This is a genomic window from Mesorhizobium sp. J428, from assembly GCF_024699925.1.
Lineage (GTDB): Bacteria > Pseudomonadota > Alphaproteobacteria > Rhizobiales > Rhizobiaceae > Mesorhizobium_A.
The window spans coordinates 3,144,252-3,170,173 of the sequence record NZ_JAJOMX010000001.1 but is presented as its reverse complement, the minus strand read 5'-3'; the positions used below and the strand labels follow the sequence as shown (position 1 = coordinate 3,170,173).

The 25,922-nt window shown below is 66.8% G+C and carries 22 protein-coding genes and 2 pseudogenes; 12 read left to right on the top strand and 12 right to left on the bottom strand.

All coding sequences use genetic code 11. The features are described 5' to 3' along the window. The first annotated feature begins 4 nt into the window (after positions 1-4). The 5 genes from ccoG to LRS09_RS15955 all read left to right on the top strand — a co-directional run bounded on the left by ccoG (position 5) and on the right by LRS09_RS15955 (position 5,535). Complete coding sequence (gene ccoG / locus LRS09_RS15975) at positions 5-1,582, top strand: cytochrome c oxidase accessory protein CcoG (protein WP_257807796.1); 1,578 nt, start codon at positions 5-7, stop codon at positions 1,580-1,582. After that, positions 1,579-2,070, top strand: coding sequence for a FixH family protein (locus tag LRS09_RS15970; protein ID WP_257807795.1), 492 nt, complete (start codon positions 1,579-1,581; stop codon positions 2,068-2,070). Before ccoG ends, LRS09_RS15970 begins: the two co-directional genes overlap by 4 nt. Next, a complete protein-coding gene (locus LRS09_RS15965; RefSeq protein ID WP_257807794.1) occupies positions 2,067-4,460 on the top strand; it encodes a cation-translocating P-type ATPase in 2,394 nt (797 codons plus the stop codon). The genes LRS09_RS15970 and LRS09_RS15965 overlap by 4 nt, the downstream gene beginning before the upstream one ends. Next, the gene (gene ccoS / locus LRS09_RS15960) at positions 4,457-4,633 is read left to right on the top strand and encodes a cbb3-type cytochrome oxidase assembly protein CcoS (protein ID WP_257807793.1); all 177 of its coding nucleotides are present in this window, start codon (positions 4,457-4,459) and stop codon (positions 4,631-4,633) included. Before LRS09_RS15965 ends, ccoS begins: the two co-directional genes overlap by 4 nt. Positions 4,634-5,076: 443 nt before the next feature. After that, positions 5,077-5,535, top strand: coding sequence for a hypothetical protein (locus LRS09_RS15955; protein ID WP_257807792.1), 459 nt, complete (start codon positions 5,077-5,079; stop codon positions 5,533-5,535). Positions 5,536-5,863: 328 nt separating this feature from the next. Here LRS09_RS15955 and LRS09_RS15950 read toward each other — a convergent pair whose 3' ends face one another. From LRS09_RS15950 to araD1, 3 genes are read right to left on the bottom strand one after another with little or no spacing between them, the layout of a single operon-like run. After that, positions 5,864-6,775 (bottom strand): Gfo/Idh/MocA family protein, encoded by a 912-nt coding sequence (locus LRS09_RS15950; RefSeq protein ID WP_257807790.1) that lies wholly within the window; start codon positions 6,773-6,775, stop codon positions 5,864-5,866. A gap of 11 nt (positions 6,776-6,786) precedes the next feature. Next, complete coding sequence (araD, locus tag LRS09_RS15945) at positions 6,787-8,529, bottom strand: L-arabinonate dehydratase (RefSeq protein WP_257807789.1); 1,743 nt, start codon at positions 8,527-8,529, stop codon at positions 6,787-6,789. 13 nt (positions 8,530-8,542) lie between these two features. Beyond that, positions 8,543-9,544 (bottom strand): AraD1 family protein, encoded by a 1,002-nt coding sequence (gene araD1 / locus LRS09_RS15940; RefSeq protein ID WP_257807788.1) that lies wholly within the window; start codon positions 9,542-9,544, stop codon positions 8,543-8,545. Between the two features lie 134 nt (positions 9,545-9,678). On the opposite strand from araD1, the gene ytfQ reads away from it, so the two are divergent. The 5 genes from ytfQ (at position 9,679) to LRS09_RS15915 (ending at position 15,130) form a co-directional block, all read left to right on the top strand. After that, complete coding sequence (gene ytfQ / locus LRS09_RS15935; protein WP_257807787.1) at positions 9,679-10,638, top strand: galactofuranose ABC transporter, galactofuranose-binding protein YtfQ; 960 nt, start codon at positions 9,679-9,681, stop codon at positions 10,636-10,638. Between the two features lie 252 nt (positions 10,639-10,890). After that, complete coding sequence (locus tag LRS09_RS15930; protein WP_257807786.1) at positions 10,891-12,423, top strand: sugar ABC transporter ATP-binding protein; 1,533 nt, start codon at positions 10,891-10,893, stop codon at positions 12,421-12,423. Beyond that, positions 12,420-13,421, top strand: a complete 1,002-nt coding sequence (locus LRS09_RS15925; protein ID WP_257807785.1) for an ABC transporter permease — start codon at positions 12,420-12,422, stop codon at positions 13,419-13,421. Before LRS09_RS15930 ends, LRS09_RS15925 begins: the two co-directional genes overlap by 4 nt. After that, positions 13,418-14,401, top strand: coding sequence for a galactofuranose ABC transporter, permease protein YjfF (gene yjfF, locus LRS09_RS15920; RefSeq protein ID WP_257807784.1), 984 nt, complete (start codon positions 13,418-13,420; stop codon positions 14,399-14,401). The genes LRS09_RS15925 and yjfF overlap by 4 nt, the downstream gene beginning before the upstream one ends. A 3-nt stretch (positions 14,402-14,404) precedes the next feature. Further along, positions 14,405-15,130, top strand: coding sequence for a FadR/GntR family transcriptional regulator (locus LRS09_RS15915; protein ID WP_257807783.1), 726 nt, complete (start codon positions 14,405-14,407; stop codon positions 15,128-15,130). Positions 15,131-15,497: 367 nt separating this feature from the next. Here LRS09_RS15915 and LRS09_RS15910 read toward each other — a convergent pair whose 3' ends face one another. From LRS09_RS15910 to pstS, 3 genes are all read right to left on the bottom strand, one after another. Beyond that, positions 15,498-16,481 carry a DUF808 domain-containing protein gene (locus LRS09_RS15910; protein WP_257807782.1) on the bottom strand — a complete coding sequence of 328 codons (984 nt, stop codon included), beginning with the start codon at positions 16,479-16,481 and terminating at the stop codon, positions 15,498-15,500. A 108-nt stretch (positions 16,482-16,589) separates the two neighbouring features. After that, on the bottom strand, positions 16,590-18,323 hold the full coding sequence (locus LRS09_RS15905) for a Na/Pi cotransporter family protein (protein ID WP_257807781.1): 1,734 nt from the start codon (positions 18,321-18,323) through the stop codon (positions 16,590-16,592). A gap of 54 nt (positions 18,324-18,377) precedes the next feature. After that, the gene (pstS, locus tag LRS09_RS15900) at positions 18,378-19,466 is read right to left on the bottom strand and encodes a phosphate ABC transporter substrate-binding protein PstS (protein ID WP_257807780.1); all 1,089 of its coding nucleotides are present in this window, start codon (positions 19,464-19,466) and stop codon (positions 18,378-18,380) included. A gap of 248 nt (positions 19,467-19,714) precedes the next feature. Here pstS and LRS09_RS15895 point away from each other — a divergent pair. After that, a pseudogene (locus LRS09_RS15895) lies at positions 19,715-19,891 on the top strand (DUF3734 domain-containing protein); the annotation flags it as partial. Between the two features lie 117 nt (positions 19,892-20,008). Beyond that, positions 20,009-20,311, top strand: coding sequence for an amphi-Trp domain-containing protein (locus LRS09_RS15890; RefSeq protein WP_257807779.1), 303 nt, complete (start codon positions 20,009-20,011; stop codon positions 20,309-20,311). A 116-nt stretch (positions 20,312-20,427) separates the two neighbouring features. Here LRS09_RS15890 and LRS09_RS15885 read toward each other — a convergent pair whose 3' ends face one another. From LRS09_RS15885 to LRS09_RS15860, 6 genes and pseudogenes are all read right to left on the bottom strand, one after another. Next, on the bottom strand, positions 20,428-21,174 hold the full coding sequence (locus tag LRS09_RS15885; protein WP_257807778.1) for a phosphodiesterase: 747 nt from the start codon (positions 21,172-21,174) through the stop codon (positions 20,428-20,430). Further along, positions 21,171-21,986, bottom strand: coding sequence for an inositol monophosphatase (locus LRS09_RS15880; RefSeq protein WP_257807777.1), 816 nt, complete (start codon positions 21,984-21,986; stop codon positions 21,171-21,173). Before LRS09_RS15880 ends, LRS09_RS15885 begins: the two co-directional genes overlap by 4 nt. Beyond that, positions 21,983-23,053 carry a LacI family DNA-binding transcriptional regulator gene (locus LRS09_RS15875; RefSeq protein WP_257807776.1) on the bottom strand — a complete coding sequence of 357 codons (1,071 nt, stop codon included), beginning with the start codon at positions 23,051-23,053 and terminating at the stop codon, positions 21,983-21,985. The genes LRS09_RS15880 and LRS09_RS15875 overlap by 4 nt, the downstream gene beginning before the upstream one ends. After that, a pseudogene (locus LRS09_RS15870) lies at positions 23,053-23,866 on the bottom strand (ABC transporter permease). Before LRS09_RS15870 ends, LRS09_RS15875 begins: the two are co-directional and overlap by 1 nt. 26 nt (positions 23,867-23,892) lie before the next feature. Further along, complete coding sequence (locus LRS09_RS15865; protein ID WP_257807775.1) at positions 23,893-24,714, bottom strand: ABC transporter permease; 822 nt, start codon at positions 24,712-24,714, stop codon at positions 23,893-23,895. A 59-nt stretch (positions 24,715-24,773) separates the two neighbouring features. Further along, positions 24,774-25,910: an extracellular solute-binding protein gene (locus tag LRS09_RS15860; RefSeq protein ID WP_257807774.1), complete on the bottom strand. Its 1,137-nt coding sequence runs from the start codon at positions 25,908-25,910 to the stop codon at positions 24,774-24,776. Positions 25,911-25,922 lie beyond the last annotated feature (12 nt).

Below are 25,922 nucleotides of genomic sequence, written 5' to 3'. Positions count from 1 at the left end.
TGCCATGACCGTTATATCCAAGCTCGACAAGGAAACGGAGATCGAGCGCCTCGACGCCTCCGCGGTGAATTCCGCCAAGGTGCGCCAGCCGCTCTATGCGGCGCGAAAGAAGATCTTCCCCAAGCGCGCGACGGGCGCCTTCAGGCGGTTCAAGTGGATCGTGATGCTGATCACGCTCGGCATCTACTACCTCACGCCCTGGCTGCGCTGGGACCGCGGGCCGTTCGCGCCCGACCAGGCGGTGCTGATCGACATGGCGAACCGGCGCTTCTACTTCTTCTTCATCGAGATCTGGCCGCAGGAATTCTTCATCGTCGCCGGCCTCCTGGTGATGGCCGGCGTCGGCCTGTTCCTGATCACCTCGGCCGTCGGCCGCGCCTGGTGCGGCTACACCTGCCCGCAGACGGTGTGGGTCGACCTCTTCCTCGTGGTCGAGCGCGCCATCGAGGGCGACCGCAACGCCCGCATGAAGCTCGACGCCGGCCCCTGGACCGTCGACAAGGTCATCAAGCGCGTCGCCAAGCACTCCGTCTGGCTGGCCATCGCGGTCGCGACCGGAGGCGCCTGGATCTTCTACTTCGCCGACGCGCCGACCCTGTTCGTCGACGTCTTCACCGGCCATGCGGCGCCCATCGCCTACATCACCGTCGCCGTCCTCACGGCCACCACCTACACCTTCGGCGGCCTGATGCGCGAGCAGGTCTGCACCTATATGTGCCCGTGGCCGCGCATCCAGGCGGCGATGCTCGACGAGAACTCGCTCACCGTCACCTATAACGACTGGCGCGGCGAGCCGCGTTCGCGCCACGCCAAGAAGGCCGCCGCCGCCGGCCAGTCCGTCGGCGACTGCGTCGACTGCAACGCCTGCGTCGCCGTCTGCCCGATGGGCATCGACATCCGCGACGGCCAGCAGCTCGAATGCATCACCTGCGCGCTGTGCATCGACGCCTGCGACGGCGTCATGGACAAGCTCGGCCGCGAGCGCGGCCTGATCTCCTACGCCACGCTCGCCGACTACAACGACAACATGGCGATCGCCACCGCCGGAGGCACCTCGGCCATCGACCCGACACGGGTGCGCGACGCCAACGGAAAACTTTCCGACAGACTGGCGCACTTCCATATCCGCAAGATCTTCCGCCCGCGCACGCTGGTCTATTTCGCGGCCTGGTCGCTGGTCGGCGTCGGCCTGCTCTATGCGCTGCTCACCCGCGACCGGCTCGAGGTCAACGTGCTGCACGACCGCAACCCGCTCTTCGTCACCCTGTCGGACGGGGGGATCCGCAACGGCTACACGGTGAAGCTCCTCAATAAGATCCCGGAGCCGCGCACCATCATCGTCACGCTGCAGGGGCTCAAGGGCGCGGAGATGAGCGTCGTCGGCATCGACCAGCCCGCCGACCGTTCCTTCGCGGTGAAGGTCGAGCCGGACAAGCTGACCACCCTCAAGGTCTATGTCCGCCAGCCGGCGGACCATGTCGAGGGCAAGGTGCAGTCGTTCCGCTTCGTGATCGAGGACAAGTCCAGCTACGAGACCGACAGCTACGACGCCCAGTTCGAGGGACCGGAGACCAGACGATGACACGTTCGCGCCCCAACGAGTTCACCGGCCGGCACCTGCTCGCCATCATGGTCGCCTTCTTCGGCGTCATCATCGCGGTCAACGTCACCATGGCCGTCTACGCCCGCAAGAGCTGGACCGGTCTCGTCGTCCAGAACAGCTACGTGGCGAGCCAGGAGTTCAACGAGAAGGCTACCGAGGAGAAGGCGCAGGCGGCGCTTGGCTACACGGCCAAGCTCACCATCGACGGCGAGGCGATCAGCTATGCGATCCTCGACGGGCAAGGCCGCAAGGTGCCGATCGCCAGCGCATCCGCCACCTTCCACCGGCCGGTCACCACGCGCGAGGACACGCATGTCGTCTTCGCGATCGACCCCACTGGAGCTGCAGCCGGCACCGAAGACCTGACCGACGGCGTGTGGATCATGCAGTTCACCGCCGACATCGGCGCCGAGCATCCCTGGCGCGACATGCGCCGCATCGTCATCCGCAAGGGGAGGTTCGAATGAGCTGCTGCGCCCCGGGTGCCGAGTTCGACGCCAGCCAGGCCGCGATCCCGTCCGACGAGGAGCTGCTGCTCGCCTCGCGCAGCCTCGGCAATGGCGACCGGCAGATCGAACTGTCCGTGCCCGCCGTCCACTGCGCCGCCTGCATCCAGACGATCGAGGGGGCGCTCGGCCGCCTGCCCGGCGTCGAGGCCGCGCGCGTCAACCTGTCGACCAAGCGCGTCTCGGTGAAGTGGCATGACGGCGCGCTGCCGCCGATCACCGCCACGCTCACCCGTCTCGGCTACGCGCCGAACCTGTTCGACGAGGCGATGGCCGGCAAGGACGGCACGCTGTCCGAGCTCATCCGCGCCGTTGCCGTGTCCGGCTTCGCCGCCGGCAACATCATGCTGCTCTCCGTCTCCGTCTGGTCGGGCGCGGAGGGTGCAACGCGCGACCTGTTCCACTGGGTCTCGGCGCTGATCGCCCTGCCGGCGCTGTTTTTCGCCGGCCGCATCTACTACCGCTCCGCCTGGAGCGCGTTGCGCTATGGCCGCATGAATATGGACGTCCCGATCGCCATCGGCGTCACCCTCGCCTATGCGATGAGCCTCTACGAGACGATCAACCACGGCCACTACGCCTATTTCGACGCCTCGGTGACGCTGCTGTTCTTCCTCTTGATCGGCCGCACGCTCGACCACGTGATGCGCGACCGCGCCCGCGAGGCGGTGATCGGCCTCGCCCGGCTCGCGCCCCGCGGCGCGCTGGTGATCTCGGACGACGGCGTCCGCGACTATCGCCCGGTCGAGGAGATCAGGCCCGGCCAGCGCCTGCTGGTCGCGGCTGGCGAGCGCATACCGGTTGACGCCCGCGTCATCGACGGCCGCTCCGACCTCGACCGTTCCCTCGTCACTGGCGAGAGCGCGCCGGCGCAGACCGGTCCCGGCGCCGCCGTCCAAGCCGGTACGCTCAACCTCACCGGCCCGCTGACGCTTGAGGCGACCGCCGCCGCCTCCGGTTCGTTCCTGGCCGAAATGATCCGCATGCTGGAGGCCGCCGAGGGCGGCCGCGCCCGCTACCGCCGCATCGCCGAGCGCGTCTCCGCGCTCTACGCGCCGGTCGTCCATCTCACCGCCTTCGCCACCTTCCTCGGCTGGATGGCTTATGGCGGCGACTGGCACCAGGCGCTCACCATCGCGATCGCCGTCCTCATCATCACCTGCCCCTGCGCGCTCGGGCTGGCCGTGCCGATCGTGCAGGTGGTCGCCGCGCGCCGGCTGTTCGAGGCCGGCGTCATGGTCAAGGACGGCTCCGGTATGGAGCGCCTCGCCGAGGCGGACACGGTCGTCTTCGACAAGACCGGCACGCTGACGCTCGGCCGCCCGCGCCTCGTCGGCACCGAGACCATCGCGCCCGCGCTCCTCGCCACCGCCGCCGCACTCGCCGCCCATTCGCGCCATCCGCTCTCGCAGGCGATCGCCTCCGAAGGTCTCGCCGTCATACCCCCACCCCTGCCCCTCCCCACAAGGGGGAGGGAGGCGCCAACTTCTGCGATACCGCACGATTGGAAGCGTGGCGCTGCCGCCTGGTCCCCCTCCCCCTTGTGGGGAGGGGGAGGGGTGGGGGTAGACGCCATATGCGATTGGCCTTCACGGCAACCCAATTTCTCAAACGTCACCGAACTGCCCGGTCTCGGCGTCGAGGGCCGCGCCGGCGGTCATGTCTGGCGGCTCGGCCGCGCCGCCTGGGCGGCCGATGCCCCGGGCGACGGCACCGTCCTTTCGCGCGACGGCAAGGCGGTCGCCGAATTTGCCTTCGAGGACCGGCTCAGGCCCGGCGCGCCGGACGCGGTCGCAGCCGTCGCGGCGGGCATCGGCCCGGTCGAGATGCTTTCCGGCGACGGCGAGGCGGCCTGCGCGCGCGTCGCCTCGGCACTCGGCATCGAAAGCTTCCGGTCCGGCATGCTGCCCGCCGACAAGGTCGCGCGGCTCACCGCGCTCGCGCAGGACGGCCATAAGGTGCTGATGGTTGGCGACGGGCTGAACGACGCGCCGGCGCTGGGGGCCGCGCATGTCTCGATGGCGCCGGCGAGTGCCGCCGACGTCGGCCGCAACGCCGCCGACTTCGTCTTCCTGCGCGACGGGTTGGAGGCGGTGCCGGTGGCGCGCGACGTGGCGGTCAGGGCCGGACGGCTCATCCGCCAGAACATCGCGATCGCCATCCTCTACAACGCCTTCGCCGTGCCGATCGCCATCCTGGGCTACGTCACGCCGCTGATCGCCGCCGTCGCCATGTCGGCCTCGTCGATCATCGTCATCGCCAACGCACTCCGCCTCGCACCGCTTCCGCGCCGCAAGGCGCGGCAGGAGGTCGGTTCGGACCTGGTCATCCGGGCGACGAGGCCGGCATGAGCACCCTCCTCTACCTAATCCCCGTCGCGCTCTTCCTCGGCGGCCTGGCCCTGGTCGCCTTCCTCTGGGCACTGCGCAGCGGCCAGTACGAAGACCTCGACGGCGCCGGCGAACGGATCCTCATCGACGACGAGCCGGACAAGCCGAAGGCACAGGCGCGGCAGGCGAGGTAATCCCTGCACCGCCCCTCCACCCCCTCCCTATTCCACACGCCCCTCCTCCATGCTTCACATGGTCCCTTGGAGAGGCCAGCCGCCTGTCTCGCACGCTCCGCGCAACGCCCTCCCACGCGACCGTCTTCCCGGGCGCCGGAGGCGACCCGGGATCCATTCCTCTCTCCGGTTACACGCTGAAAACACCCCACGGTCGCAAGAAAAGGGTCGGCGCGAACCCGCCACGGTCAATCGATCCCGGCTGACCTCCGGTCGCCGGGATGACGATCGCGCGAGGGGAGCGCTGTCTTGAGAGCCTCGGCGGTCGGTTCCGGGACATCCATCCGATGGATCGATTTCTGCCCACTCTCCGCTAACCCCTTGTTCCCATTGGCGCCCGAAATTTTTCCATCCCCACCTTTCGAGAATGCACCACACTGTGATCGGTCAAACGGGAGCCGGCGATGGGCTGGAGGGCGAAGGCGGGGAGGGAACAGGCGTTAAAGGCGAGGATCGTCATGCGCCTGTTCTCGATCGCCGACATGGCCGAACAGGCTGCCAGCCGCTCGTTCTGGGTCCGCTGGTGCGTGCTGTGGGCCGCCTGGCAGGCCAATGCGCTGCTTAGCGCCTATGTCGAGGGCACGCTGCGCAGTTCCGCCCGCAGGCCCTGGACGCCCGTCCTGATGCCGGTCGGCTTCGGCAGCAATCCCTTCGATGCCGAGGACATTGCCGATTCGCTCAGGGCATTTGCGCACTACATGCAAGCCATCGCGGCGCATCTGTGCCGCCTGTCGTTCCTGCACCAAGGGCAGGCCTCCGACGAGGCCGGCAACGAGGGCAACGCGATCCACGGCCTCGACGCGTTCATCGAGAGACTTGCACTCGCCGCCGCCGTGCCGGTCGAACTGCATGACACGTCCTGAGCAGCTCCTGTCCTGCCCCTGTGCAGGGAGGTGAATGCCCCAGAACGATCCTACCTTCTTCCGCGAAAAATCCGCTGCGGTCGACGATTTCGCGCGGCCGGAGAGCTGCGTCTCTCTCCCCGTTTACGGGGTGAGAAGCCGGTCGCCACAGGCGATTCGTCATGCCAGTGGCATGACGAAAGGCTTAGAACGGGTGGGGGCTGCCGCAGGCAGCGGGTCCCGCCCGATGTCCGGCAGCCAGATGAGGGGCGGCGCCGACTTTCGAAAGCTGTCGCCATGCCCCTCATCCGCCCTTCGCGAACGGGTCATGGCAAAGTCTTCCAGCAGGTCAGAATTCGAAGGGTGCGACGGCGACCCGCCGGCCGAGCGTCAGCGCGTCGGCGACATGGACCATCGGGGCGAGGTCCACATCGGAAGCGCCCTGCCGCACGAGTTCGGCCATCCGCGCATAGAGCGCCGGATACTCGCCCATGATCGTGTTCTCGCCCCCCGCCGCCTTGCCGTCGATCTCCAGCACATTGCCGCCCATGCGCAGCGCGAGCCGTCCGCCGTCCGTCTCGATCTCGATGTCCCAGGTCTGCGGACCTTCCTGGCGCCAGTCGAAGTCGGCGGTGACGTTGCCGGAGAAGCTGAGCCTTGCCGCGATCGGCGTGTCGCGGTTGGCCGGGAACTCCAGCTCCGCCCGGGTAAGGTGAACCGGCTTCGGCAGGATCTCGGTCAGGATGGACAGCGCGTTGATGCCCGGATCGAAGACGCCCATGCCGCCCGGCTCGAACACCCAGTCCTGCCCGGGATGCCACTTGCGCACGTCCTCGCGCCAGGTGATGTGCGCCCGGCTGACCGTTCTGCCCGCGAGCCACGCCTTCGCCGGCGCCACCGCATGCGCCATGCGCGAGTGCCAGGTGGCGAAGAGCGTCAGTCCCTTCGCGGCGGCCATCGCCTGCAGCGCATGCACCTCGGCCAGCGTCGCGCCCGGCGGCTTTTCGAGCATCACGTGCCGCCCGGCCTCCAGCGCCATCGCCGCATAGTCGAAGCGCGGCACCGGCGGCAGGCACAGAGAGACGACCTTGATGTCGGGTCTCGCATCGAGCAGCGCTGCGAAATCGGTGAAGGCCTGGACATGCTCGACCGAGCCGTTGCGCGAGCAGGTCGCGGCGAGCCTCCAGTCCGCGGATGCGGCGATCGCCGGCACGTGCTGGTCGAGCGCGATCTTGCCGATGCCGACGAGGGCGATTTTCATGCGCTGGTCCATCAGTGCGAATCCTTGCCAACCTCGCGGCCGCGGCAGCCCTTCAGGAAGTCGAGATCTGCGCCCGTATCTGCACCTTCCACATGCGTCTGGTGCAGCCAGGCATAGCCCGAGGCGGGCCTCTCGTGCGAGGGCGTCCAGGCGGCCAGCCGCGCGGCGAGTTCTGCGTCGGAAATCTCCAGCGTCAGCGAGCGGTTCGGCACGTCGAGCGAGATCATGTCGCCATTCTGGACCACCGCCAGCGGCCCGCCTGCGGCTGCCTCTGGCGAGGTGTGCAACACGACCGTTCCGTAGGCGGTGCCCGACATGCGGGCGTCGGAGATGCGCACCATATCGGTGATGCCCTTGCGCAGCACTTTCGGCGGCAGGCCCATATTGCCCACCTCGGCCATGCCCGGATAGCCCTTCGGTCCGCAGTTCTTCAGCACCATCACGCAGGTCTCGTCGATGTCGAGCGCCTCGTCCTCGATCTTCGCCTTGTAGTCGTCGATGTCCTCGAACACGACGGCGCGGCCTCGGTGCACCATCAGCTCCGGCGTCGCGGCCGACGGCTTCAGCACCGCCCCCTTCGGCGCGAGGTTGCCCTTGACCACCACGATGCCGCCCGACTGCGTCAGCGCCTGCTCCGCCGGCAGGATCACATCGTCGTTCCAGTTGACGACGTCCTTCACCTCGTCCCACATCGTCTCGCCGGAGACGGTCAGCGCGTCCCTGTGCAGCAGCCCCGCTTCGCCGAGCCGCTTGAGCACGACCGGCAGGCCTCCGGCGTAGAAGAACTCCTCCATCAGATACTTGCCCGACGGCATCAGGTTGACGATGGTCGGCACGTCGCGGCCGCAGCGGTCCCAGTCCTCCAGCGTCAGGTCCACGCCGACGCGGCCGGCGATCGCCAGAAGATGGATCACCGCATTGGTCGAGCCGCCGATCGCCGCATTGGTGCGGATGGCGTTCTCGAACGCCTCCTTGGTCAGGATGTCGGACGGCTTCAAATCGTCCTTCACCATCTGGACGATGCGGCGGCCGGTCATCTGCGCCATCACCCGGCGGCGCGAGTCGACGGCGGGAATGGCCGCGTTGCCGGACAGCGCCATACCGAGAGCCTCCGCCATCGAGGCCATGGTCGAGGCCGTGCCCATCGTGTTGCAGGTGCCGGTCGAGCGGCTCATCGACGCCTCGGCTTCCAGGAACTCCGCCTGCGTCATCTCGCCGGCCTTCACCGCTTCCGAAAACTTCCACAGATGCGTGCCGGAGCCGACGCGCTCGCCGCGGAAATAGCCGTTCAGCATCGGCCCGCCGGTGACGACGATCGAGGGGATGTCGGTCGACGCCGCTCCCATCAAGAGCGACGGCGTGGTCTTGTCGCAGCCCACCATCAGCACCGCGCCGTCGATCGGCTGGCCGCGCATCTGCTCCTCGACGGCAAGGGCCGCGAGGTTGCGGAACATCATCGCCGTCGGACGGAACGTGTTCTCCGACGCGGAGAACACCGGCACCTCGACCGGGAATCCGCCCGCCTCCCACACGCCGGCCTTCACCTTCTCGGCGAGCTCGCGCAGATGGCCGTTGCAGGGCGTCAGGTCCGACCAGGTGTTGAGGATGCCGATCACCGGCCTTCCGTCGAACAGGTCGTGCGGATAGCCTTGGTTCTTCAGCCAGCCGCGGTGATAGATCGTGTCGCGCGAGGTGCCGCCGTACCAGTGCTGCGACCTCAGCTTGCGCGGCCATTCGGCCTTGCGGAACGTCATCTTCGTCAGCCTTTCAGAGTGCCCGCACGTCCATCCTCGCCGCCGGCGGGATGGGTTCCAGGGCAAGTCGGTTGCGCAGCGGCAGGCCGAAATCAGGCGCCTCGATCTCGAACTCGTCGCCTACTTCAGTCCTCACCCCGTCGGCGAAGGACAGCGTCGCCGTGCCGAACATGTGGACATGGATATCCCCGGGCATCCGGAACAGCGCATACTTGAAGTGATGATGCTCGAGATTGGCGAACGAATGCGACATGTTCTCCTCCCCCGACAGGAACGGCTTCTCGAAGATCACCTCGCCGGCGCGTCGGATCCGCGAGACACCGCGGATGTCGGCAGGCGGCGCGCCGATGCGGATCTCCGGACCAAAGGAGGCCGGCCGCAGTTTCGAATGGGCCAGGTAGAGATAGTTGCGCCGCTCCATCACATGGTCGGAGAACTCGTTCGACAGCGCGAAGCCGACGCGGAAGGGCGTGCCGTCGTCGCCGATGACGTAGATGCCGGCGATCTCGGGCTCCTCGCCGCCGTCCTCGGCAAAGAAGGGCGAGGTGAGCGCGCCGCCGGGTGCCGCGAGGTTGGCGCCGTTGCCCTTGTAGAACCATTCCGGTTGCACGCCGGCCGCGCCGTTTGCCGGCTTGCCACCCTCCAGGCCCATGCGGAACATCTTCATGGAGTCGGTAAGCGTCTCCTCGGCGGCGCCCGCCTTCTGGTGCATCGCATCCCGGGTGGCGGCCGAACCGAGGTGAGTCAGTCCCGTGCCTGTCAGGTGCAGGTGCGACGGGTCGGGATGCGTCAGCGGCGGCAGAAGCCGGCCTTCCGCCAGCGCCGCCTCGAGGTCAACCGCCTGGCCGAAGCCGAGCTGAGCGACATGCGCGGCAAGATCGGCGCGACCGGAGCGGATGCAGTCCCGCACCAGCTCGTAGGCGCTGCGCACGCCCCTCACGGCATGGGCGTCACCACCCTCGCGGGCGACGACCATGATCGACCCGTCGGGGTTCCCGACCTGCGAGATGAGCATGCGGCACTTCCTCCTGAATCGGGCTCGTCGGCCTTCCCGCAGAGGCATAGGCGAATTCCGCGGTTTACAAAAGTATTATTGTATGATTTTTCTCTGCGCGGGCTGCCGATGCGCCCTCGTTTGGGAGGAAATCCATGTTTGCCAAGACCCTTCTTGGCGCGAGCCTGCTCGCGTCCATGACCATCCTGTCGTCTGCCGCGCTGGCGCAGACGATCGGCTTCTCGCAGATCGGATCCGAGTCCGGCTGGCGCGCCGCCGAAACCACGCTGACCAAGCAGGAAGCCGAGAAACGCGGCATCGACCTGAAGTTTTCCGACGCACAGCAGAAGCAGGAGAACCAGATCAAGGCGCTGCGCAGCTTCATCGCGCAGGGCGTCGACGCCATCCTCGTGGCGCCCGTGGTCGCTACGGGCTGGGACGCGGTGCTGAAGGAAGCCAAGGAAGCCGACATCCCCGTCGTCCTGCTCGACCGCATGGTCGATTCCGACAAGGACCTGTACCTGACCGCCGTCGGCTCGGACTTGGTCCACGAGGGCGAAGTCGCGGGCAAGTGGCTGGTCGACACCGTCGCCGGCAAGGATTGCAACGTCGTCGAGCTGCAGGGCACGACCGGCTCGTCGCCGGCCATCGACCGCAAGAAGGGCTTCGAACAGGGCATCGCAGGTGCCGCCAATATCAAGATCATCCGCAGCCAGACCGGCGACTTCACCCGCGCCAAGGGCAAGGAAGTGATGGAAAGCTTCCTCAAGGCAGAGAACGGCGGCAAGAACATCTGCGCGCTCTACGCCCACAATGACGACATGGCGGTCGGCGCGATCCAGGCGATCAAGGAAGCCGGCCTCAAGCCCGGCACCGACATCCTCGTCGTGTCGATCGACGCCGTGCCGGACATCTTCCAGGCGATGGCGGCAGGCGAGGCGAACGCCACCGTCGAGCTGACGCCCAACATGGCCGGCCCCGCCTTCGACGCGTTGAAGGCGTTCAAGGACAGCGGCACCGTTCCGCCGAAGTTCATTCAGACCGAGTCCAAGCTCTACACCCAGAAGGACGACCCGGCGAAGGAATACGAGGCTCGCAAGGGTCTCGGCTACTGAGCCTCAACCCGAACGATTGGCGCAGCCCCCTCACCGTCTCGGGCTTCGCCCGATCCACCTCTCCCCCACTGCGTGGGGGCGAGAAGTGGCAGCTCCGGCGATTGGCGACACCTCTCCCCCGGGCAGGGGGGTCCGAAGGACGGGCGAGACAAGCGGCTCGCCCGGGTTGGCGCGAAGCGTGACGGTGAGGGGGGGTGCTTTGCCGTGCGGATAGGCTATTTTCTCGGTTGAACGTTAGTTGGGATTGATATTGTGGCTGACGGAGAGACCCCAACGCTGCTCGCCGCAGTCGGCCTCAGCAAGACATTTCCCGGCACGCGGGCGCTGGACGGGGTCGACTTCGACCTCAGGGCGGGCGAGGTGCATGCGCTGCTCGGCGAGAACGGTGCCGGCAAGTCCACGCTCATCAAGTGCCTGACCGGCGCCTATCGCCGCGACGGCGGCGACATCCTGCTCGACGGCGCCTCGATCGACCCGCGCGACACGCTGGAGGCACAGCGGCTCGGCATCGGCACGGTCTACCAGGAGGTCAACCTCCTGCCCAACCTCACCGTTGCGGACAACCTTTTGCTAGGCCGCCAGCCGCGCAGATTCGGCCTTGTCTCGCGGCGCGAAACCAACCGGGCGGCACGCGAGATGCTGTCGCGCTATGGCCTTACGCTCGACGTCTCGCGCTCGCTCGATAGCTATTCGGTGGCCGTCCAGCAGATCATCGCCATTGCGCGCGCCGTGTCGCTCTCGGGCAAGGTGCTGATCCTCGACGAGCCGACGGCCAGCCTCGACCGCGACGAGGTTCGGATGCTGTTCGACGTCGTGCGCTCGCTGCGCGCCGAGGGACTCGGCATCGTGTTTATCTCGCATTTCCTCGACCAGGTGTTCGATATCTCCGACCGCATCACCGTGCTGCGCAACGGCAAGCTTGTCGGCGTGCGCGAGGCGGCAACGCTCGACCGCACCCAGCTCATCAACATGATGCTCGGCCGCGAGCTGTCGGAGGAGACCCGCGACCGCGGCCGGGGCGGCTTCGATTATGCCGCGCAGCCGCGTATCGCCTTCAAGGGAACCGGCCGCGCCGGCGTCATCGCGCCCTTCGACCTCTCCATCTATCGCGGCGAGGTTGTGGGCGTCGCCGGCCTGCTCGGCTCGGGTCGGACCGAGACGGCCGAGCTGATCTTCGCCGCAGCACCTCGTGACGGCGGCACCGTGAGCAAGGACGGCAAGCCGCTGAGGCTCGCCTCCCCGCGCGAGGCGATCGCCGCCGGCTTCGGCTTCTCGCCGGAAGACCGCAAGACCAGCGGCATCATCGGCGACATGAGCGTGCGCGAGAATATCGTGCTCGCCTTGCAGGCCCGCCAGGGCTGGATGCAGCCCGTGCCGCTGCGCCGCCAGCGCGAGATGGCCGACGACTATATCCGCAAGCTCGACATCCGCACGCCCGACGCCGAAAAGCCGATCGGGCAATTGTCGGGCGGCAACCAGCAGAAGGCGCTGCTCGCCCGCTGGCTTGCCACCAATCCCGACTTCCTGATCCTCGACGAGCCGACACGCGGCATCGACGTCGGCGCGCATGCCGAGATCATCCGCATGATCGAGGAACTGTGTGCCGGCGGCATGTCGCTGCTCGTCATCTCGTCCGAGCTCGACGAGCTCGTCACCTACAGCCACCGCGTGATCGTGGTGCGCGACCGGGTGCATGTCGCCGAACTCGTTGGCGAGGAGATCACCACCGACAGCATCGTAGCAGCCATTGCCAAGCCGTCGCCCAGCCCGGAGACCAGCGCATGAACGGGACGCTCGCGCGCTTCGGGCGGCGGGTCGCGCCGCAGCTCCTCACGCTGGCCGTGGTGGTGGCGATGATCGGCGTCGTCTTCCCCGGCTTCTTCGATATCTCCTTCGCCAATGGCCGGCTCTACGGCAGCCCGATCGACATCCTCAACCGCGGCGCGCCGGTGGCGCTGCTCGCCATCGGCATGACGCTGGTCATCGCCACCGGCGGCATCGACCTCTCCGTCGGCGCGGTGATGGCGATCTGCGGCGCGATCGCGGCGAGCTGCATCACCCAGGGCTACGGCTTGCCCGCGACGCTGGTGATCGCGCTCGGCGCGGGGCTGCTGTGCGGTCTGTGGAACGGGCTGCTGGTCGCAGTGCTTGGCATCCAACCGATCGTCGCGACGCTGATCCTGATGGTCGCCGGGCGCGGCATCGCGCAGCTGATCACCGAAGGCATGATCCTCACCTTCAACCATGCCGGCCTCGCCTCGATCGGCTCAGGCTCGCTTTTCTGGCTGCCGACGCCGGTGGTGATCTGGATCTGCGCCGGCCTGCTGGCGACGCTGATCGTGCGGCGCACCGCGCTCGGCATGCTGATCGAAGCCGTCGGCATCAACCGGCGCGCCTCGATGCTGGCCGGCGTGAACGCAAGACTGCTCATCGTCACGGCCTACATGGTGTCGGGTCTGTGCGCGGCGATGGCCGGCATCATCGTCGCCGCCGACATCCGCGGCGCGGACGCCAACAATGCGGGCCTGTTCCTCGAACTCGACGCCATCCTCGCCGTCGTCGTCGGCGGGACCTCGCTGCTCGGCGGCCACTTCTCGCTGATCGCCTCGCTGATCGGGGCGATGATCATCCAGGCGGTCAACACCGGCATCCTGGTCGCCGGCTTCCCGCCCGAGTTCAATCTCGTCATCAAGGCATGTATCGTGCTCGCCATCCTCGTGCTTCAGTCCCCGGCACTGCAGGGCGCCGCACTCCTGTTCGCCCACAGGGGAGACAGGCGATGAACCCCCGCTTCCTGCCGCTCGCCGCGACGGTGCTGATCTTCGCGCTCGCCTATGCCATCTGCTACATCCAGTTCCCGGCGATGCTGTCGACACGGGTTGCCGGCAATCTCCTGACCGACAATGCCTTTCTCGGCATCGCCGCGGTCGGCATGACCTTCGTCATCCTGTCGGGCGGCATCGACCTCTCGGTCGGCTCGGTGATCGCCTTTGCCGGCGTGTTCATCGCGGTGATGCTGCGCGATACCGGCCTGCATCCGCTGGCCGTGTTCGCCGTGCTGCTCGCGCTCACCACTTTGTTCGGTGCGGCGATGGGACTGATCATCCATGTCCTGCAGATGCCGCCCTTCATCGTCACGCTCGCCGGCATGTTCCTGGCCCGCGGCCTCGCCTATGTGCTGTCGGTCGACTCGGTGCCGATCTCGCATCCCTTCTACGACTGGCTGCAGACGCTCTACTGGCTGATGCCCGGCAAGGGGCGACTGACGCTGATCGGCGGCCTGATGCTCCTGGTCTTCGCCGCCGGCATCCTTCTCGCCCACCGCACCCGCTTCGGAGCTAATGTCTTCGCGCTCGGCGGCGGGGCACAGACGGCGCGGCTGATGGGCGTGCCGGTGGCGCGCACCACGGTTGCCATCTATGCGCTGTCGGGGTTTCTCGCGGGGCTGTCGGGAATCGTTTTTTCCCTCTACACCTCGGCCGGCTATTCGCTGGCGGCGGTGGGCGTCGAGCTCGACGCGATCGCGGCCGTCGTCATCGGGGGAACGTTGCTGACGGGCGGCAGCGGTTTCGTCGCGGGCACTCTCATAGGCGTTCTGATCATGGGGCTGATCCAGACCTACATCATCTTCGACGGAACGTTGTCGAGCTGGTGGACCAAGATCGTCATCGGCGCGCTTCTGCTCGTCTTCATCGTGCTGCAGAAGGCGCTGCTCGGCCTCGCCGACCGGCGCCGCGCCGTCATTCCCGGCGGGAAGGCCTGAGCCATGCTCAAGGCGGCGATTACCGGCGAACGCGTCCGCAACAGCCACGCGCTGGTGGTGGACGCGCTCGGGCGGGCGATCGTCGGCGGCGACTATCCGCGCGGCTCAACCCTACCGGGAGACTTCGAGCTCGCCGCCCGCTTCGGCGTGTCACGCACCGTGCTGCGCGAGGCGATGAAGACGCTGGCCGCCAAGGGCATGATCGTCGCGAAGGCCCGCATCGGGACACGCGTCACGGACAAGTCGACCTGGAACTACTTCGACGCCGACATCCTGCGCTGGCACCTCGACAACGGCGCCGACAGCCGGTTCATGACCCATCTCGCCGAGATGCGGCTCGCCTTCGAGCCCTACGCCGCGCGCCTCGCCTGCCGCCATGCGACGCCAAAGGATGTCGAACAGATGCTCGCGCATGCCGACGCGATGGAGAACGCCAGGTCGCTGGAGGAGTTCGCTTTAGCCGACCTGGCCTTCCACATGGCGCTGGCCGAGGCGTCCAAGAACCCGTTCATGTATTCGGTCGGCACGTTGGTGGAGGCGGCCCTGGTGACCAGCTTCCGCCTCAGCTCCCCCTTCGGCGAAGCTGCACGACAGTCCAGTTCCGCAGACAAGCACCGCAGGATAGCGCGAGCCATCCTGCGAAAGGATGAGGATGAGGCGGCGGCTGCCGTCGAGGTGGTCATCACGGAAGGCCGCGACCGGGTCGGATCGAAACTTGCCGAGATCTAGACTGCGTGAGCTTGCCTGCAGGCTCTACATGTTCGAAGCAATATCGTCGCTGCGCGGTGGCGGCGGTACGTAGCATGCGGTCTGAGACCGCCGCGACGGCGTCGGCTGTCGATCCTTCGGCCCGACGCTCTCCTGCTCGCCGCCGATCGATGTCGCCTGGAACGGCTTGCGCTTTGTGGTTCTCAGCCAGCTGGCCGAAATTTCGGCCAGGAAGCTCCGCAACATCGGTTGCATGACATCCTCCCATGGTCCGGTCGAACGGAGAAAACGCACGGGCTAAGGAATGGTTCCCGGAAAGCCGAAACCTGAGATCGCTCTTCGATCGGGCGCCGGCCGGGCCGGTCAGCGGAACGCGGTGCCGGCGAATTTACCCGGCACGCGCCCGGGCCCAACGACGGATCGGCGACACCAGCAGGCTCGCGGCGGCAATCGCGACCGCGCCGATCGCGATGCCCGTGAGGCCGGCGCCTGCGGCCTGAACCAGCCAGGACACGACAGCGCCGATGCCGGGAACAGCCAGTGCGGCCATCTCGCCGACGTCGTGCAGGATATGGCTCAGCCAGCCGTAGCCATATTGTTCGAACCCGTGAAGGACGATGCCGCCGCCCACCCAGATCATCGCGGCAGTGCCGATCATTCCAAGCAGCTTCAGGAAATAGGGCATACCCTGCACCAGCCCGCGACCGACGGCACGCGCCAGCCCGGCCAGGGGCGAGCGCAACGAGCCGCGTGCCAGCATCAGTCCGAGGTCGTCGACTTTCACGATCAGCGCCACGACGCCGTAAACGCCGATTGTGATCAGGATGCCGACCACGGCCAGCACCGCCGCCTGCGTCGGCAGCCCGGCATCCGGCACGGAGCCCAGTGTGATGGTCATGATCTCGGCCGAGAGAATGAAGTCCGTTCTGATCGCACCCGCCACCTTCTGGTCCTCGAATGTCTGGGCGTCGAGCGACGCTCCCTCGATCTCGGCCTCCTGCGCATGGGCGGCATGCGGGAGGATAAGCTCGTAGATCTTTTCCGTACCTTCGTAACAGAGATAGAGGCCGCCGAGCATGAGCAGGGGCGTGATCGCCTGCGGCACGAGCAGGCTCAACGCGAGGGCGGCCGGCAGAAGGAAGAGCAGCTTGTTCCGGAGCGAGCCGAGCGCGATCTTCCAGATGATGGGCAGTTCGCGCGCGGGGGAGAAGCCGGTGACGTATCGCGGCGTCACGGCCGCGTCGTCTATCACGACGCCTGCGGCTTTTGTGCTGGCCTGTGCTGCTTGACTTGCCACATCATCGAGCGAGGCGGCCGCCGCCTTGGCGAGTGCCGCAACATCGTCGAGAAGGGCGATCAGACCGACGCTCATAAGCCTCTCCGGGTTCGGTGCCATTGAAGGTCAGGGAACCCGGCTCCGATCTGGCTGTCGCAATATGGTGTCGCCGCCTGTTGGCGGCAACACCATCGCTTCAGTCGATCATTCGGCCGGAACAGGAGACAGCGTGCCCTCATCCATCGGCCGTTCGCGGTTCTCCTTGCGGGCGGCGGCGCGGGCCACCACGGTCTGCCGGTTGACCGACTTGCGCTCGGCGTCGATGCGGCGGATCAGAAGCTCCGCGCGCTCGATGGAGCCGAGCAGCGCTAGGATCGTGCCCCGCTCTCCGGCGCCCGCGTTCGGTCCCATGGCCAGTGTGCGGGCGCGCAGTTCGTCAACCTCGGGGAAGCTGACATGACCGGCAGGCATCCGCGGATCGGGAATGCCATGGTCGGGCATGATGTCGCGCAGCGACATGTCGAGCTTGTCGAGCGCCGTGTTGACGATCGCCTGCGCCGGCGACGAGAACTTCTCGCGCTTCACACGGCGGGCGACCTGGTGCATCGATTCGGTCAGCGCGGCGGTGAAATCGGCCTCCTCGATGAGGCTAGCGATCAGGTCGAGCTGCTCGTAAGGCAGGTCCTCCTTCATCAGATTGGCCGTGTAGTTGCGGATGTCGCGGCTGAGGATGTCTGTCGCGAGATAGTGTTCGCCCGGATCGGACGGCGCCTTCTTGTCGCCCCGCGCGATGTTGAGGAACATGGCGCCCGCCTGCAGGTGGCGCGCGGTCTCCTGCTGGACGGCGGGCACAGCCTTGGCGAAGTCGTCCGACAGCTTGCTGTCGAGGTATTTCGGAGTCGAGTAATCCTCGACATCCTCTTCGTCGGTGCGGCCGACGCGGGACAGGACACGCTCGAAGACACCGACGAAGGGGAATAGGAGCGCGGTGTTGAAGATATTGAAGACGGTCGAGTAGAGGCCTACGGCCACCGGCACCAGCGGGAAAGTCTCCTTGCCGTCGACGACCACCGCCACGCCCGGATCGCCCATGCCGAAGGCACCCATCGCCCAGTGCAGAACCTGGATAGAGATGAAGAACAGCGGGACAGTGATGCATACGCCGATGATGTTGAACGATATATGGGCGTAGGCCGCCCGCTTGGCGTTCTTCGACAGATTGAGCGAAGCCATCCACGAGGTGATCGTGGTGCCGAGGTCTGCGCCGAGCGAGAAGGCGACGGCCGTCGTCCAGTCGAGCACGCCGGCCGCGCCAAGGCCCATGACGATGCCGATGGTCGCCGAGGACGAGTGGATCATCGCGGTGATGGCGGCCGCGATCAGAACGCACTTGATCAGGTTGAAATACGAGTCCGCCTTGAGCGTCTGAAGCAGTTCCATGACCTCGGGCATGTTGCGTAGCGGGCGCAGGCCGCCGGTCATCAGGTTGAGGCCGTAGAAGATCAGCGCGAAGCCCATGCAGGCGAGCGCGATGTTGCGGACTTTCTCGGTCTTCGCGAAGCAGTAGATCAGCGCGAAGATGCCGCCGCAGATCAGCCCGAGGGGACCGAGCGGCAGGGCTATCAGCCCGTTGCCGAGCGTGGTGCCGATATTGGCGCCCATGATGACGCTGATAGCAGGCCTGAGCGCGACCACGCCCGCATTGACGAGGCCGACGACCATGACCGTCATCGCGGTCGAGGACTGTATGACACCCGTGATCAGCGTTCCGGCCAGCACGCCCTTGATCGGCGTTCCCGCGGCCCTGGCGAGGAAATTGCGCATGCTGTTGACGGACAGCGCCTGAATGCCGTTGGCCATGAATTCGAGACCGAGCATGAAGATGCCCAGCCCGCCGATGACCGGCACAAGAATATCCTTGAAGATATCGATTTCCATGAGAGTGCTCGATTCTGAGAGGGCGGCTCAAGAGAGCCTGTTGGTCTGTCGAACCTAGTTGTTCACCGAGCCGAAGCTCTCGGCCCAGTATGCTTCGATCTGGCCAGCGAGTTCTGGCGCGACGGGAATGTAGCCGAGCGCGGAGGCCTTATCCGCGCCCTGGCTGAAAGCGACCCGGAACAGATCCAGGACGCGGTTGATGCGCGTCTGGCCGCGATCCTTCGGCACGACCGCATAGGTCACGACCGCCATCGGATACGCCGCCGCTCCGGCGAGATTGGTGGTGTCGGCATGAAAGCCGCGCGCGGCATCCCATGTCACGGTCGCGAGGCCGGCCTGGAAGGCGGCCGGCTCAGGGCGCACGAAGGCCCCGCTGGCATTCTGCAGTGATACGAAGGGAAGGCCGGCGCGCACCACCTGGCCGTATTCGAGATAGGCGATGCCGTTCCTGGTCGCCGCGGACAGGGCGGCCAGTCCCCCCGTGCCCTTTTCCCCGCGACCGACGGGCCATGCGATCAGGGTCTCGGCGCCATGCTTGTCCCGCCATTCCTGGCTGACCTTCGACAGGAAACCGGTAAAGGTGAAGGTCGAGCCGGAACCGTCCGCACGGTGCAGGACGGTGATCGGGGCGTCCGGCAGGGCAAGGTCGTGATTGAGGCTCTTGATGGCCGGATCGGACCAAGTGGTGATCTTGCCGAGATAGATATCGGCCAGCGCCGGGCCGGAAAGGCGCAGCTGGCCGGCGCCGATGCCGTCGATGTTGGCCACCACGACGATGCCGCCCATGACGATCGGGAACTGCGCCAGCTTGCGCTTCGCCAGATCCTCCGGCGGCAGCGGCGCGTCGGTGGCAGCGAAGTCCGTCTCCGGCTGGGCGAGGCGCATGATGCCTGCCAGCGAGCCGACGGGTTCGTAGTCGACCCGCCAGTCGGGTGAGGTGTAGTCGCCGCCGTCGGTGCGGATCGCCTCATAATCCCGCGACCATTGGTTGATGATCGGCGCGGCGAACGTCGAGCCGGCGCCCTGGATCGGGTCTGCCTGGGCGGGCGACGGCAGGGCAAGAACGGCGAGTGCCGCAACGGCGGCAAGAACGCCCTGAACTCCGGACAGCCCTCGGGCCTGGGAGAGGAATACACCGATCATGGCACGCCTTTCTTGGCTGCGCGCCAGCCTGAAAGCGTGAAACGCACAGTCACGTCAGATCCGGAAAAGTAGATCCGGCACGGTCCCCAACACCGGAGCGCGATCGCGCTTCAGGACTTAGCGAAGTCGTGGATTCGGTAGCGCCAATAGTTGACGTTTGAATGACAGTATTTTCTCACCAAGCGCTGCGCCGCGGACCCGGACGCAACTTGCTGTCTCGCCGCGAGCACCGGCAACCGGCCGGAGCAAAAGTTTATGAGAGGGACGCCAAGGACTACGAGTTCTCCGGCACGTCGATGCGGGAACACTGGGATGCGGGCTACTAGGACACGCGCAAGACGCTGAAGCACCGCAAGTGGCTGGTGAAGCCGCCTGAATCGATCGGCATGACCGTCCACGACGTGCACCGCGACGATCCGAGCTAACCGGTCTCGAAGGGCGGCTTTTCGAAAGGAATTTCGTACAGTCATCCCGGTGTCACAGCAGCTTTACAGCTCTTCGTTTCTCTCTGCGGGGCCAGATGGCCTCTGTGGAGAAAAGACATGACGACCGATCGCGACATTGAGAAGAATTACTCCCTTCAGGACTTCATCGTCGAGCTTCGCCGGCTTGCCGATACTCTGGAAGCCGGCGAAGATTATGAGATCGAGATAGAAGACGAGACCGTTCTGATCCCCGGCAACGCCGTTTTCTCGATCGAGCACGAGCGCGAGGACGGCCAGCAGGAAATCGAATTCCAGATTTCCTGGAAGGACGAGGCTGACGAAGACGAGGAAGACGAAGAGCAGGACGAGCAGGGAGACGACGAGGAAGAAGAGGGCGAAGAGGAAGAGGTCCAGGCCTGAGCCGATCGGCTCGCCGGATACGACCGGGCGGCGCTCAAGCGTTCGTCCGCCCGAGGCGGCCCGGTCTCAGAACCCGTCGATGCGATGGCGCCAGGGGATGTTGTCTCCTGGCGTTCTCACGTGGGGAACTCGTGCATGTGGACGACGAGGCCGTCGCTGTCGGCCAGCACCAGCGCATAGGCCGGCGCCTCGAAGCTGACGGCATGCGGGCCGTCCAGCTTCAGCGCGGACTGATGGTTCGTGCCCCGCAAAGTGGTGAAAGGAATGCCCCGCCAGATGCCCCCGGCGAAACGATGCACATGCCCGGCGAAAATATGGCGGACGTTGCCGTGGCGCCGCAGGACGTAGAACAGCGGATCCGCATCGAGCAGGCGCGAGCTGTCCAGCGAAGGCACGCCGATGGCGAATGGCGGATGGTGCAGGAAGAGGAGCGTGTCGCGCCCTCCTTCCAGCGCGCCGTCCAGCCACGCCAGCCGCGTCTCGCAGAGCCGGCCCTCGACTTGACCGGGCTCAAGCGTGTCGAGCAGCACCGCTCGGAACCCAGGCAGGTCGACGACGCACTGGGCGAAGCCGTCCTGCATCGGAGCCTGCGGAAAGGCGGCCGCGAAGGCGGCCCGGTCGTCGTGGTTGCCGAGCATGAGGCGATAGGGCGCGGCGAGATCCGCCAGCCGTTCGGCGAGCGCGGCATAGGCTGACGCCTCGCCATCGTTCGTCAGGTCACCGGAAAAGACGACCAGATCGGCGTCCGCATGGACCCGGTTGAGGTCGGCGATGCAGTCCTCGAGGTGCTTGAGCGGATCGAGGCCGAACAGGCTTTCGCCGGGCGCGACGAGATGCAGGTCCGATACGAGGACGATCTTCATGTGGCGCGCTCCGCGGATGTGGCGGCGACCAGGTCGAGGAGATTTTCGCGCAGCTGCGGCGGGCATCCCAGCACCGGCCCGCCGCGCAGCAGGTCGCCGTCGGCGGCGAACTCGGCCGTCCAGCCGCCCGCTTCGCGGATCAGGCAAAGCCCGGCGAGGCAGTCCCAGGCATGGATGTGCGGCTCGTAATAGCCGGCGAGCCGGCCGCAGGCGACATGGGCAAGGCTGAGCGCGCCGGAGCCGCTGCGCACGAACATCCCGCCCCGTTCGAGCAGCCGCTCGATGAAGCCCGAGACGGCGCGCGGCGGAATGCGGAAGCTGGCCCCTACCCCGATCAGGCCATGCTGCATGTCCGTCCTCGGATCGACCGCGATCGGCTGGCCGTTCAGGAAGGCCCCACCTCGCGAGATGGCCGTGAAGAGCTCGTCGGCGCTCGGATCGAGGATCAGCCCGGCGACCGTTTCCCCGCCCCTCAGCAGCGCGATGGAGATGCACCAGCTCCGGCTGCCATGGACGAAGCAGCTCGTGCCGTCGATGGGGTCGAGGACCCAGGTGTAACCGGAAGACCCGGCGGAGAGCCCGTATTCCTCGCCGAGAAAGCCGTCGTCGGGAAATGTCTCGGCGATCCGGTCGCGCACCAGCGTCTCGACCTCTCGGTCCGCGGCGCTGACGATGTCCTGCCCGTTCTGCTTGATCTCGACGGGCAGGCTTGCCAGGGCGCCGAAATGCGACAGCGCGAGCTTGCCGGCCTCGTGCAGGACGGCCTGCGCGCGCAGGGAGCGGGTATCGATGCCGGAGGCTTGAGCGGTCAAGACGACTGTTCCGATTGCGGCGACGGGCGAGATGCCCGGCCCGGAGGGGTGGTGCCCCGGACGATCAGCGGCGCGCCCAGAAATGCGGTCGACGGCGGCGCATCCGGATAGGCGAGCCGCCGGTCGAGATGCGCGACGGCGCTGGCTGCGATCTCGTCGGGGTCCTGCCGGAAGGTGGTGAGATCGTAGGCGCACCACGACGCCTCGGGAATGTCGTCGAAGCCGATCACCGACACGTCGCCCGGCACGCGAAGGCCGAACCGGCCGCGCGCAGTGTCGAGCAGGCCGAGCGCGATCAGGTCGTTGACGCAGAAGACCGCCTGCGGCCTGTCCGGACGATCGAAAAGGACGCGCGCCGCCTCGCCGCCGCCGGCATAGTCGGAATCCTTGCCGCGGGCGACGATGACCCTGGCGCCCAGCCTGCGCGCCTCGTCGACGAAGACCCGCTCGCGCTCGGCGATGGTGGGCGTGCCGGACGCGGAGCCCGCAAGTCCGAGCCGGCGCAGGCCCTGGCCGACGAAAAGCGCCGCCGCCTGACGCGCCGTGCCCGCATTGTCGATCGCGACGTGATCGCAGTCCGGCTCGGAACGGCCGATCACGACGAGCGGCTGTCCGTTCTGGCGCGCAAGCTCGACGAACGAGGACGGCGGCGAACCGGAGAGGATGATGGTCGCCTCGGCACGATAGCCGAACAGGGCGGTCTGAGCCGCCTGCACCTCCTGCTCGGAGCTGCCGGTGTTGATCAGGAACGGTATGTTGCCCCGCCGGATCAGGATGCGCGTGAGGGCTGCGACCAGATGCGCCCGGAAGCCGACTTCGGGCTTGGTCACGACCAGTCCCACCAGCCGGCTGCGGTTGGCCAGCAGCCCGCGGGCGAGGTCGTTGACCTGGTAGCCGAGCTCGCCGGCCGCGCGCATCACCTTCTCGCGCGTCTCCTCGGCGATGCTGGCGCCCGGCGTGAAAGCGCGCGACACGGCGGAACGCGACACTCCCGCCCTTTCGGCCACCTGCTGGGCGCTGACAAAACCGCGTCCCGGCGCGGAGGATACTTCTGCGGATGACGACATCAGTGGCCGACCTTCGAAAGCACGTCGGATTTCAGGAAGCGTTCAACGACGAGCATGAAGCCGATCGACGGGATCAGGAGCAAGAGCGCGGTGATCGACGCCACCTGATAGTTGCCCCCCGCCCCCGCGGTGTAGAGCAGGAGGGGCAGCATGTTCACGTCGGGCGCGCCGACGAAATAGCTGCCGGTGAACTCGTCGAGCGATTCCAGGAAGACGAAGATGGCGCTGGCAAGCAGGCCAGGTGCGGCGAGCGGCAGCGTTATGTCGCGAAACGCGCGCATCGCACCGGCACCGACGGACCGTGCGGCTTGTTCGAGTTCGGTATCCACCGCCGAGAAGGCGGCGGTCGCGATCCAGACCGCATAGACCAGCCCGTGCGTGACATGAACGAGGACCACGCCTGCGATCGTGCCGTTGAGACCGATCTGGTAGAACAGCCGCGCGATGTTGACGTAGACGGGCAGGTTCGGAAGCCTGCGGGATCAGAAAGGCCAGCAGGATCAGTCCCCTGAGCGGCAGTTTCAGCCGGGCCAGTGCATAGCCCGCCGGAACCGCGAGCGCCAGCGAGACGACGACGGTCATGGACGCCACGAAAACGCTGTTTCCCAGCGACTCCATGGCGTTGCCGCGCGACGAGAACACCTCGCCCCAGTAGTCCAGACCGTATTCCAGCGGCAGCGCATGCGGAAAGCACCACTTCTCGGCGACCGTCCACAGGACGAGGTTCGTCAGCGGACCGAAGATAATGAAGGCGAGCAGTCCCAGCGCGAGCGCCCGCGGCACCCACCACAGGTCGATGGACGACTGCCGCATGCGGGCAGAGGTTTCCGCCGCCGCACTCATGAACGCTCCCTCATGCTCTGGCGCAGATAGAACCAGGCGACGCAGGCCGTCGCGACCAGCGAGATCAGCCCCAGCGCGTTGGCGACGCCGTAGTCGCCATATGCGTTGATGCGGAAGGCGATGTCGGCCGTGATCATCGTCGGCGACTGCGCGTTGATCATCAGCGGGACGGACAGCACCGACATCATGGTGACGAAGGACAGGACCAGCCCGACCATCACGGTCGTCGCCACCTGCGGCACCAGGATCTCGATGAGGATGCGCAGCCGCGAGGCGCCGAGGTTGCGCGCCGCCTCGATCGTGCCGCGGTCGACGGAGGCCATCGCGCCTGCCACCAGCAGCGTGACGAAGGGCGTCTGCTTCCAGACGAAGGCGATGACGATGCCGCGCCAGTCGAGCAGGCTCACGGCCTGCAGCGGGGTGATGATGCCGACGCCGATCAGCACGTTGTTCATCAGGCCGTTCTTGGCGAGAAAGGTGCGCAGCACCTGGCCGACCACGATGAAGGGAATGAACATCGGCCAGCGGTAGAGCCAGCGCAGGATCGCCACTGCCCGCGGGTTCTCGCCGAGCGTCAGGTAGCCGCCGATGGCGACGGAGAAGAGGCCGATCAGGACCGTCGACAGGCTGACGATCAGCACGGTGAAGATGACGTCGGAGGTGTAGAGCTCGAAGGCCTTGGTGAAATTGCCAAGCCCGTAGCCGCCCTCAAGCTCGAACGCGCCGATCACCGAGGCGGCCAGCGGCACCACGAAGAGAAGCACGATCACGGCGAGGGCAGGCAGGACGAGTAGCAGTCCGAGCAGGCGCGGCGGCATGGGCGTTCCATGGGATGCGCCGCCCGGTCCAACCGGGCGGCGCCATTGGGGATGCAGGCTCAGTTGGTGGCCTGGCGTTCGTAGGCTTCGAGAATCGCACTGTTGTAGGGCGCGATCGGGAACGGCTTGCCGTGGGTGGCGAGGTCTTCCGGCTTGACGTCGGTGAACAGCTTGTTCCAGGTCGCCTCGTCGAGTTCGGGCTGGACGTATTGCGCGTCGATGCCCGGATACCAGTTGAAGCGCTTGACGATGCCTTCGGCCTGCACCTTCGGGCTGGTCGCCAGCTCGACGAACTTCTCGGCCAGCTCCTTGTTCGGGGCTTTGGCCGGGATCACGTAGTGCATGGGCTGGCCGGGCATGCCGGGAGCCGGCAGAACCAGCTTGAACTCCGGCGGCAGCTGGCCGTTGGCCTGCCACGAGTAGAACATGTCGACCCAGACCGGACCCATCGCAATCTCGCCGCGCGACAGGAGGTCGAGCGTGCCGGCGTTGCCGGGCGTCAGCGTGGCATTGGTGGTGAAGTCCTTCAGGCTGGCGAAGGCCGCGTCCCACTTCTTCGTCTCGGCTTCCTCGAACGGGCCGTTCATCAGCTTCGAGGCATCGCCGTCGCCGAAGGCATAGATCCAGCCCATGACGAAGGAGACGCCCGATGCGCCGCCCTTGATGCCGTTGTAGCCGAACTGCTTCGGATTGGCCTTCGCCCATTCGGCGATCTCGGCGTAGCTCTTCGGCGGGTTCGGCACGAGCGCCGGATTGTAGGCGATCGCGGTCTGGCTGTTGAACATCGGCATCACATAGCCCTTCACCGGGGCGCCGAGGGCCATGTCGGCATTGGCGCGGGTCACCAGCCTGCCGGTGGAGATGCGGTCGCGATAGGCCTCGAGATAGTCGCCCTTGATCATCGGGCCGATGAACTTCTCGTGGGCGACGGCGACATCGACGTCCCAGGTCTGCGCGCCGGCCTGCTTCTGCGCCTCGAAGCGTTCGACGATCTTCTGCGAGCCGGCATCGCCGGGGCCGGTGCCGACGACACGCACCGTGTTGCCCGGGTTCTGCTGTTCGAAGAGTGGGCCGAGATATTCGTTGATGTAGTCGACCATGTTCTGGTCGCCGGCGGTGATGACGGTGAGTTCGGCGGCGGAGGCCGGGGAGGCCGCGATGCCGAGAACCAGCGCTGCCTGAAGGATTGTCTTCATGGGGAGAAGTCT

Bases quoted from the DNA above. Each gene is read 5' to 3' on its own strand.
- ccoG (WP_257807796.1), top strand. From the start codon at position 5: ATGACCGTTATATCCAAGCTCGACAAGGAAACGGAGATCGAGCGCCTC.
- LRS09_RS15970 (WP_257807795.1), top strand. From the start codon at position 1,579: ATGACACGTTCGCGCCCCAACGAGTTCACCGGCCGGCACCTGCTCGCC.
- LRS09_RS15965 (WP_257807794.1), top strand. From the start codon at position 2,067: ATGAGCTGCTGCGCCCCGGGTGCCGAGTTCGACGCCAGCCAGGCCGCG.
- ccoS (WP_257807793.1), top strand. From the start codon at position 4,457: ATGAGCACCCTCCTCTACCTAATCCCCGTCGCGCTCTTCCTCGGCGGC.
- LRS09_RS15955 (WP_257807792.1), top strand. From the start codon at position 5,077: ATGGGCTGGAGGGCGAAGGCGGGGAGGGAACAGGCGTTAAAGGCGAGG.
- LRS09_RS15950 (WP_257807790.1), bottom strand. From the start codon at position 6,775: ATGAAAATCGCCCTCGTCGGCATCGGCAAGATCGCGCTCGACCAGCAC.
- araD (WP_257807789.1), bottom strand. From the start codon at position 8,529: ATGACGTTCCGCAAGGCCGAATGGCCGCGCAAGCTGAGGTCGCAGCAC.
- araD1 (WP_257807788.1), bottom strand. From the start codon at position 9,544: ATGCTCATCTCGCAGGTCGGGAACCCCGACGGGTCGATCATGGTCGTC.
- ytfQ (WP_257807787.1), top strand. From the start codon at position 9,679: ATGTTTGCCAAGACCCTTCTTGGCGCGAGCCTGCTCGCGTCCATGACC.
- LRS09_RS15925 (WP_257807785.1), top strand. From the start codon at position 12,420: ATGAACGGGACGCTCGCGCGCTTCGGGCGGCGGGTCGCGCCGCAGCTC.
- yjfF (WP_257807784.1), top strand. From the start codon at position 13,418: ATGAACCCCCGCTTCCTGCCGCTCGCCGCGACGGTGCTGATCTTCGCG.
- LRS09_RS15915 (WP_257807783.1), top strand. From the start codon at position 14,405: ATGCTCAAGGCGGCGATTACCGGCGAACGCGTCCGCAACAGCCACGCG.
- LRS09_RS15910 (WP_257807782.1), bottom strand. From the start codon at position 16,481: ATGAGCGTCGGTCTGATCGCCCTTCTCGACGATGTTGCGGCACTCGCC.
- LRS09_RS15905 (WP_257807781.1), bottom strand. From the start codon at position 18,323: ATGGAAATCGATATCTTCAAGGATATTCTTGTGCCGGTCATCGGCGGG.
- pstS (WP_257807780.1), bottom strand. From the start codon at position 19,466: ATGATCGGTGTATTCCTCTCCCAGGCCCGAGGGCTGTCCGGAGTTCAG.
- LRS09_RS15890 (WP_257807779.1), top strand. From the start codon at position 20,009: ATGACGACCGATCGCGACATTGAGAAGAATTACTCCCTTCAGGACTTC.
- LRS09_RS15885 (WP_257807778.1), bottom strand. From the start codon at position 21,174: ATGAAGATCGTCCTCGTATCGGACCTGCATCTCGTCGCGCCCGGCGAA.
- LRS09_RS15875 (WP_257807776.1), bottom strand. From the start codon at position 23,053: ATGTCGTCATCCGCAGAAGTATCCTCCGCGCCGGGACGCGGTTTTGTC.
- LRS09_RS15865 (WP_257807775.1), bottom strand. From the start codon at position 24,714: ATGCCGCCGCGCCTGCTCGGACTGCTACTCGTCCTGCCTGCCCTCGCC.
- LRS09_RS15860 (WP_257807774.1), bottom strand. From the start codon at position 25,910: ATGAAGACAATCCTTCAGGCAGCGCTGGTTCTCGGCATCGCGGCCTCC.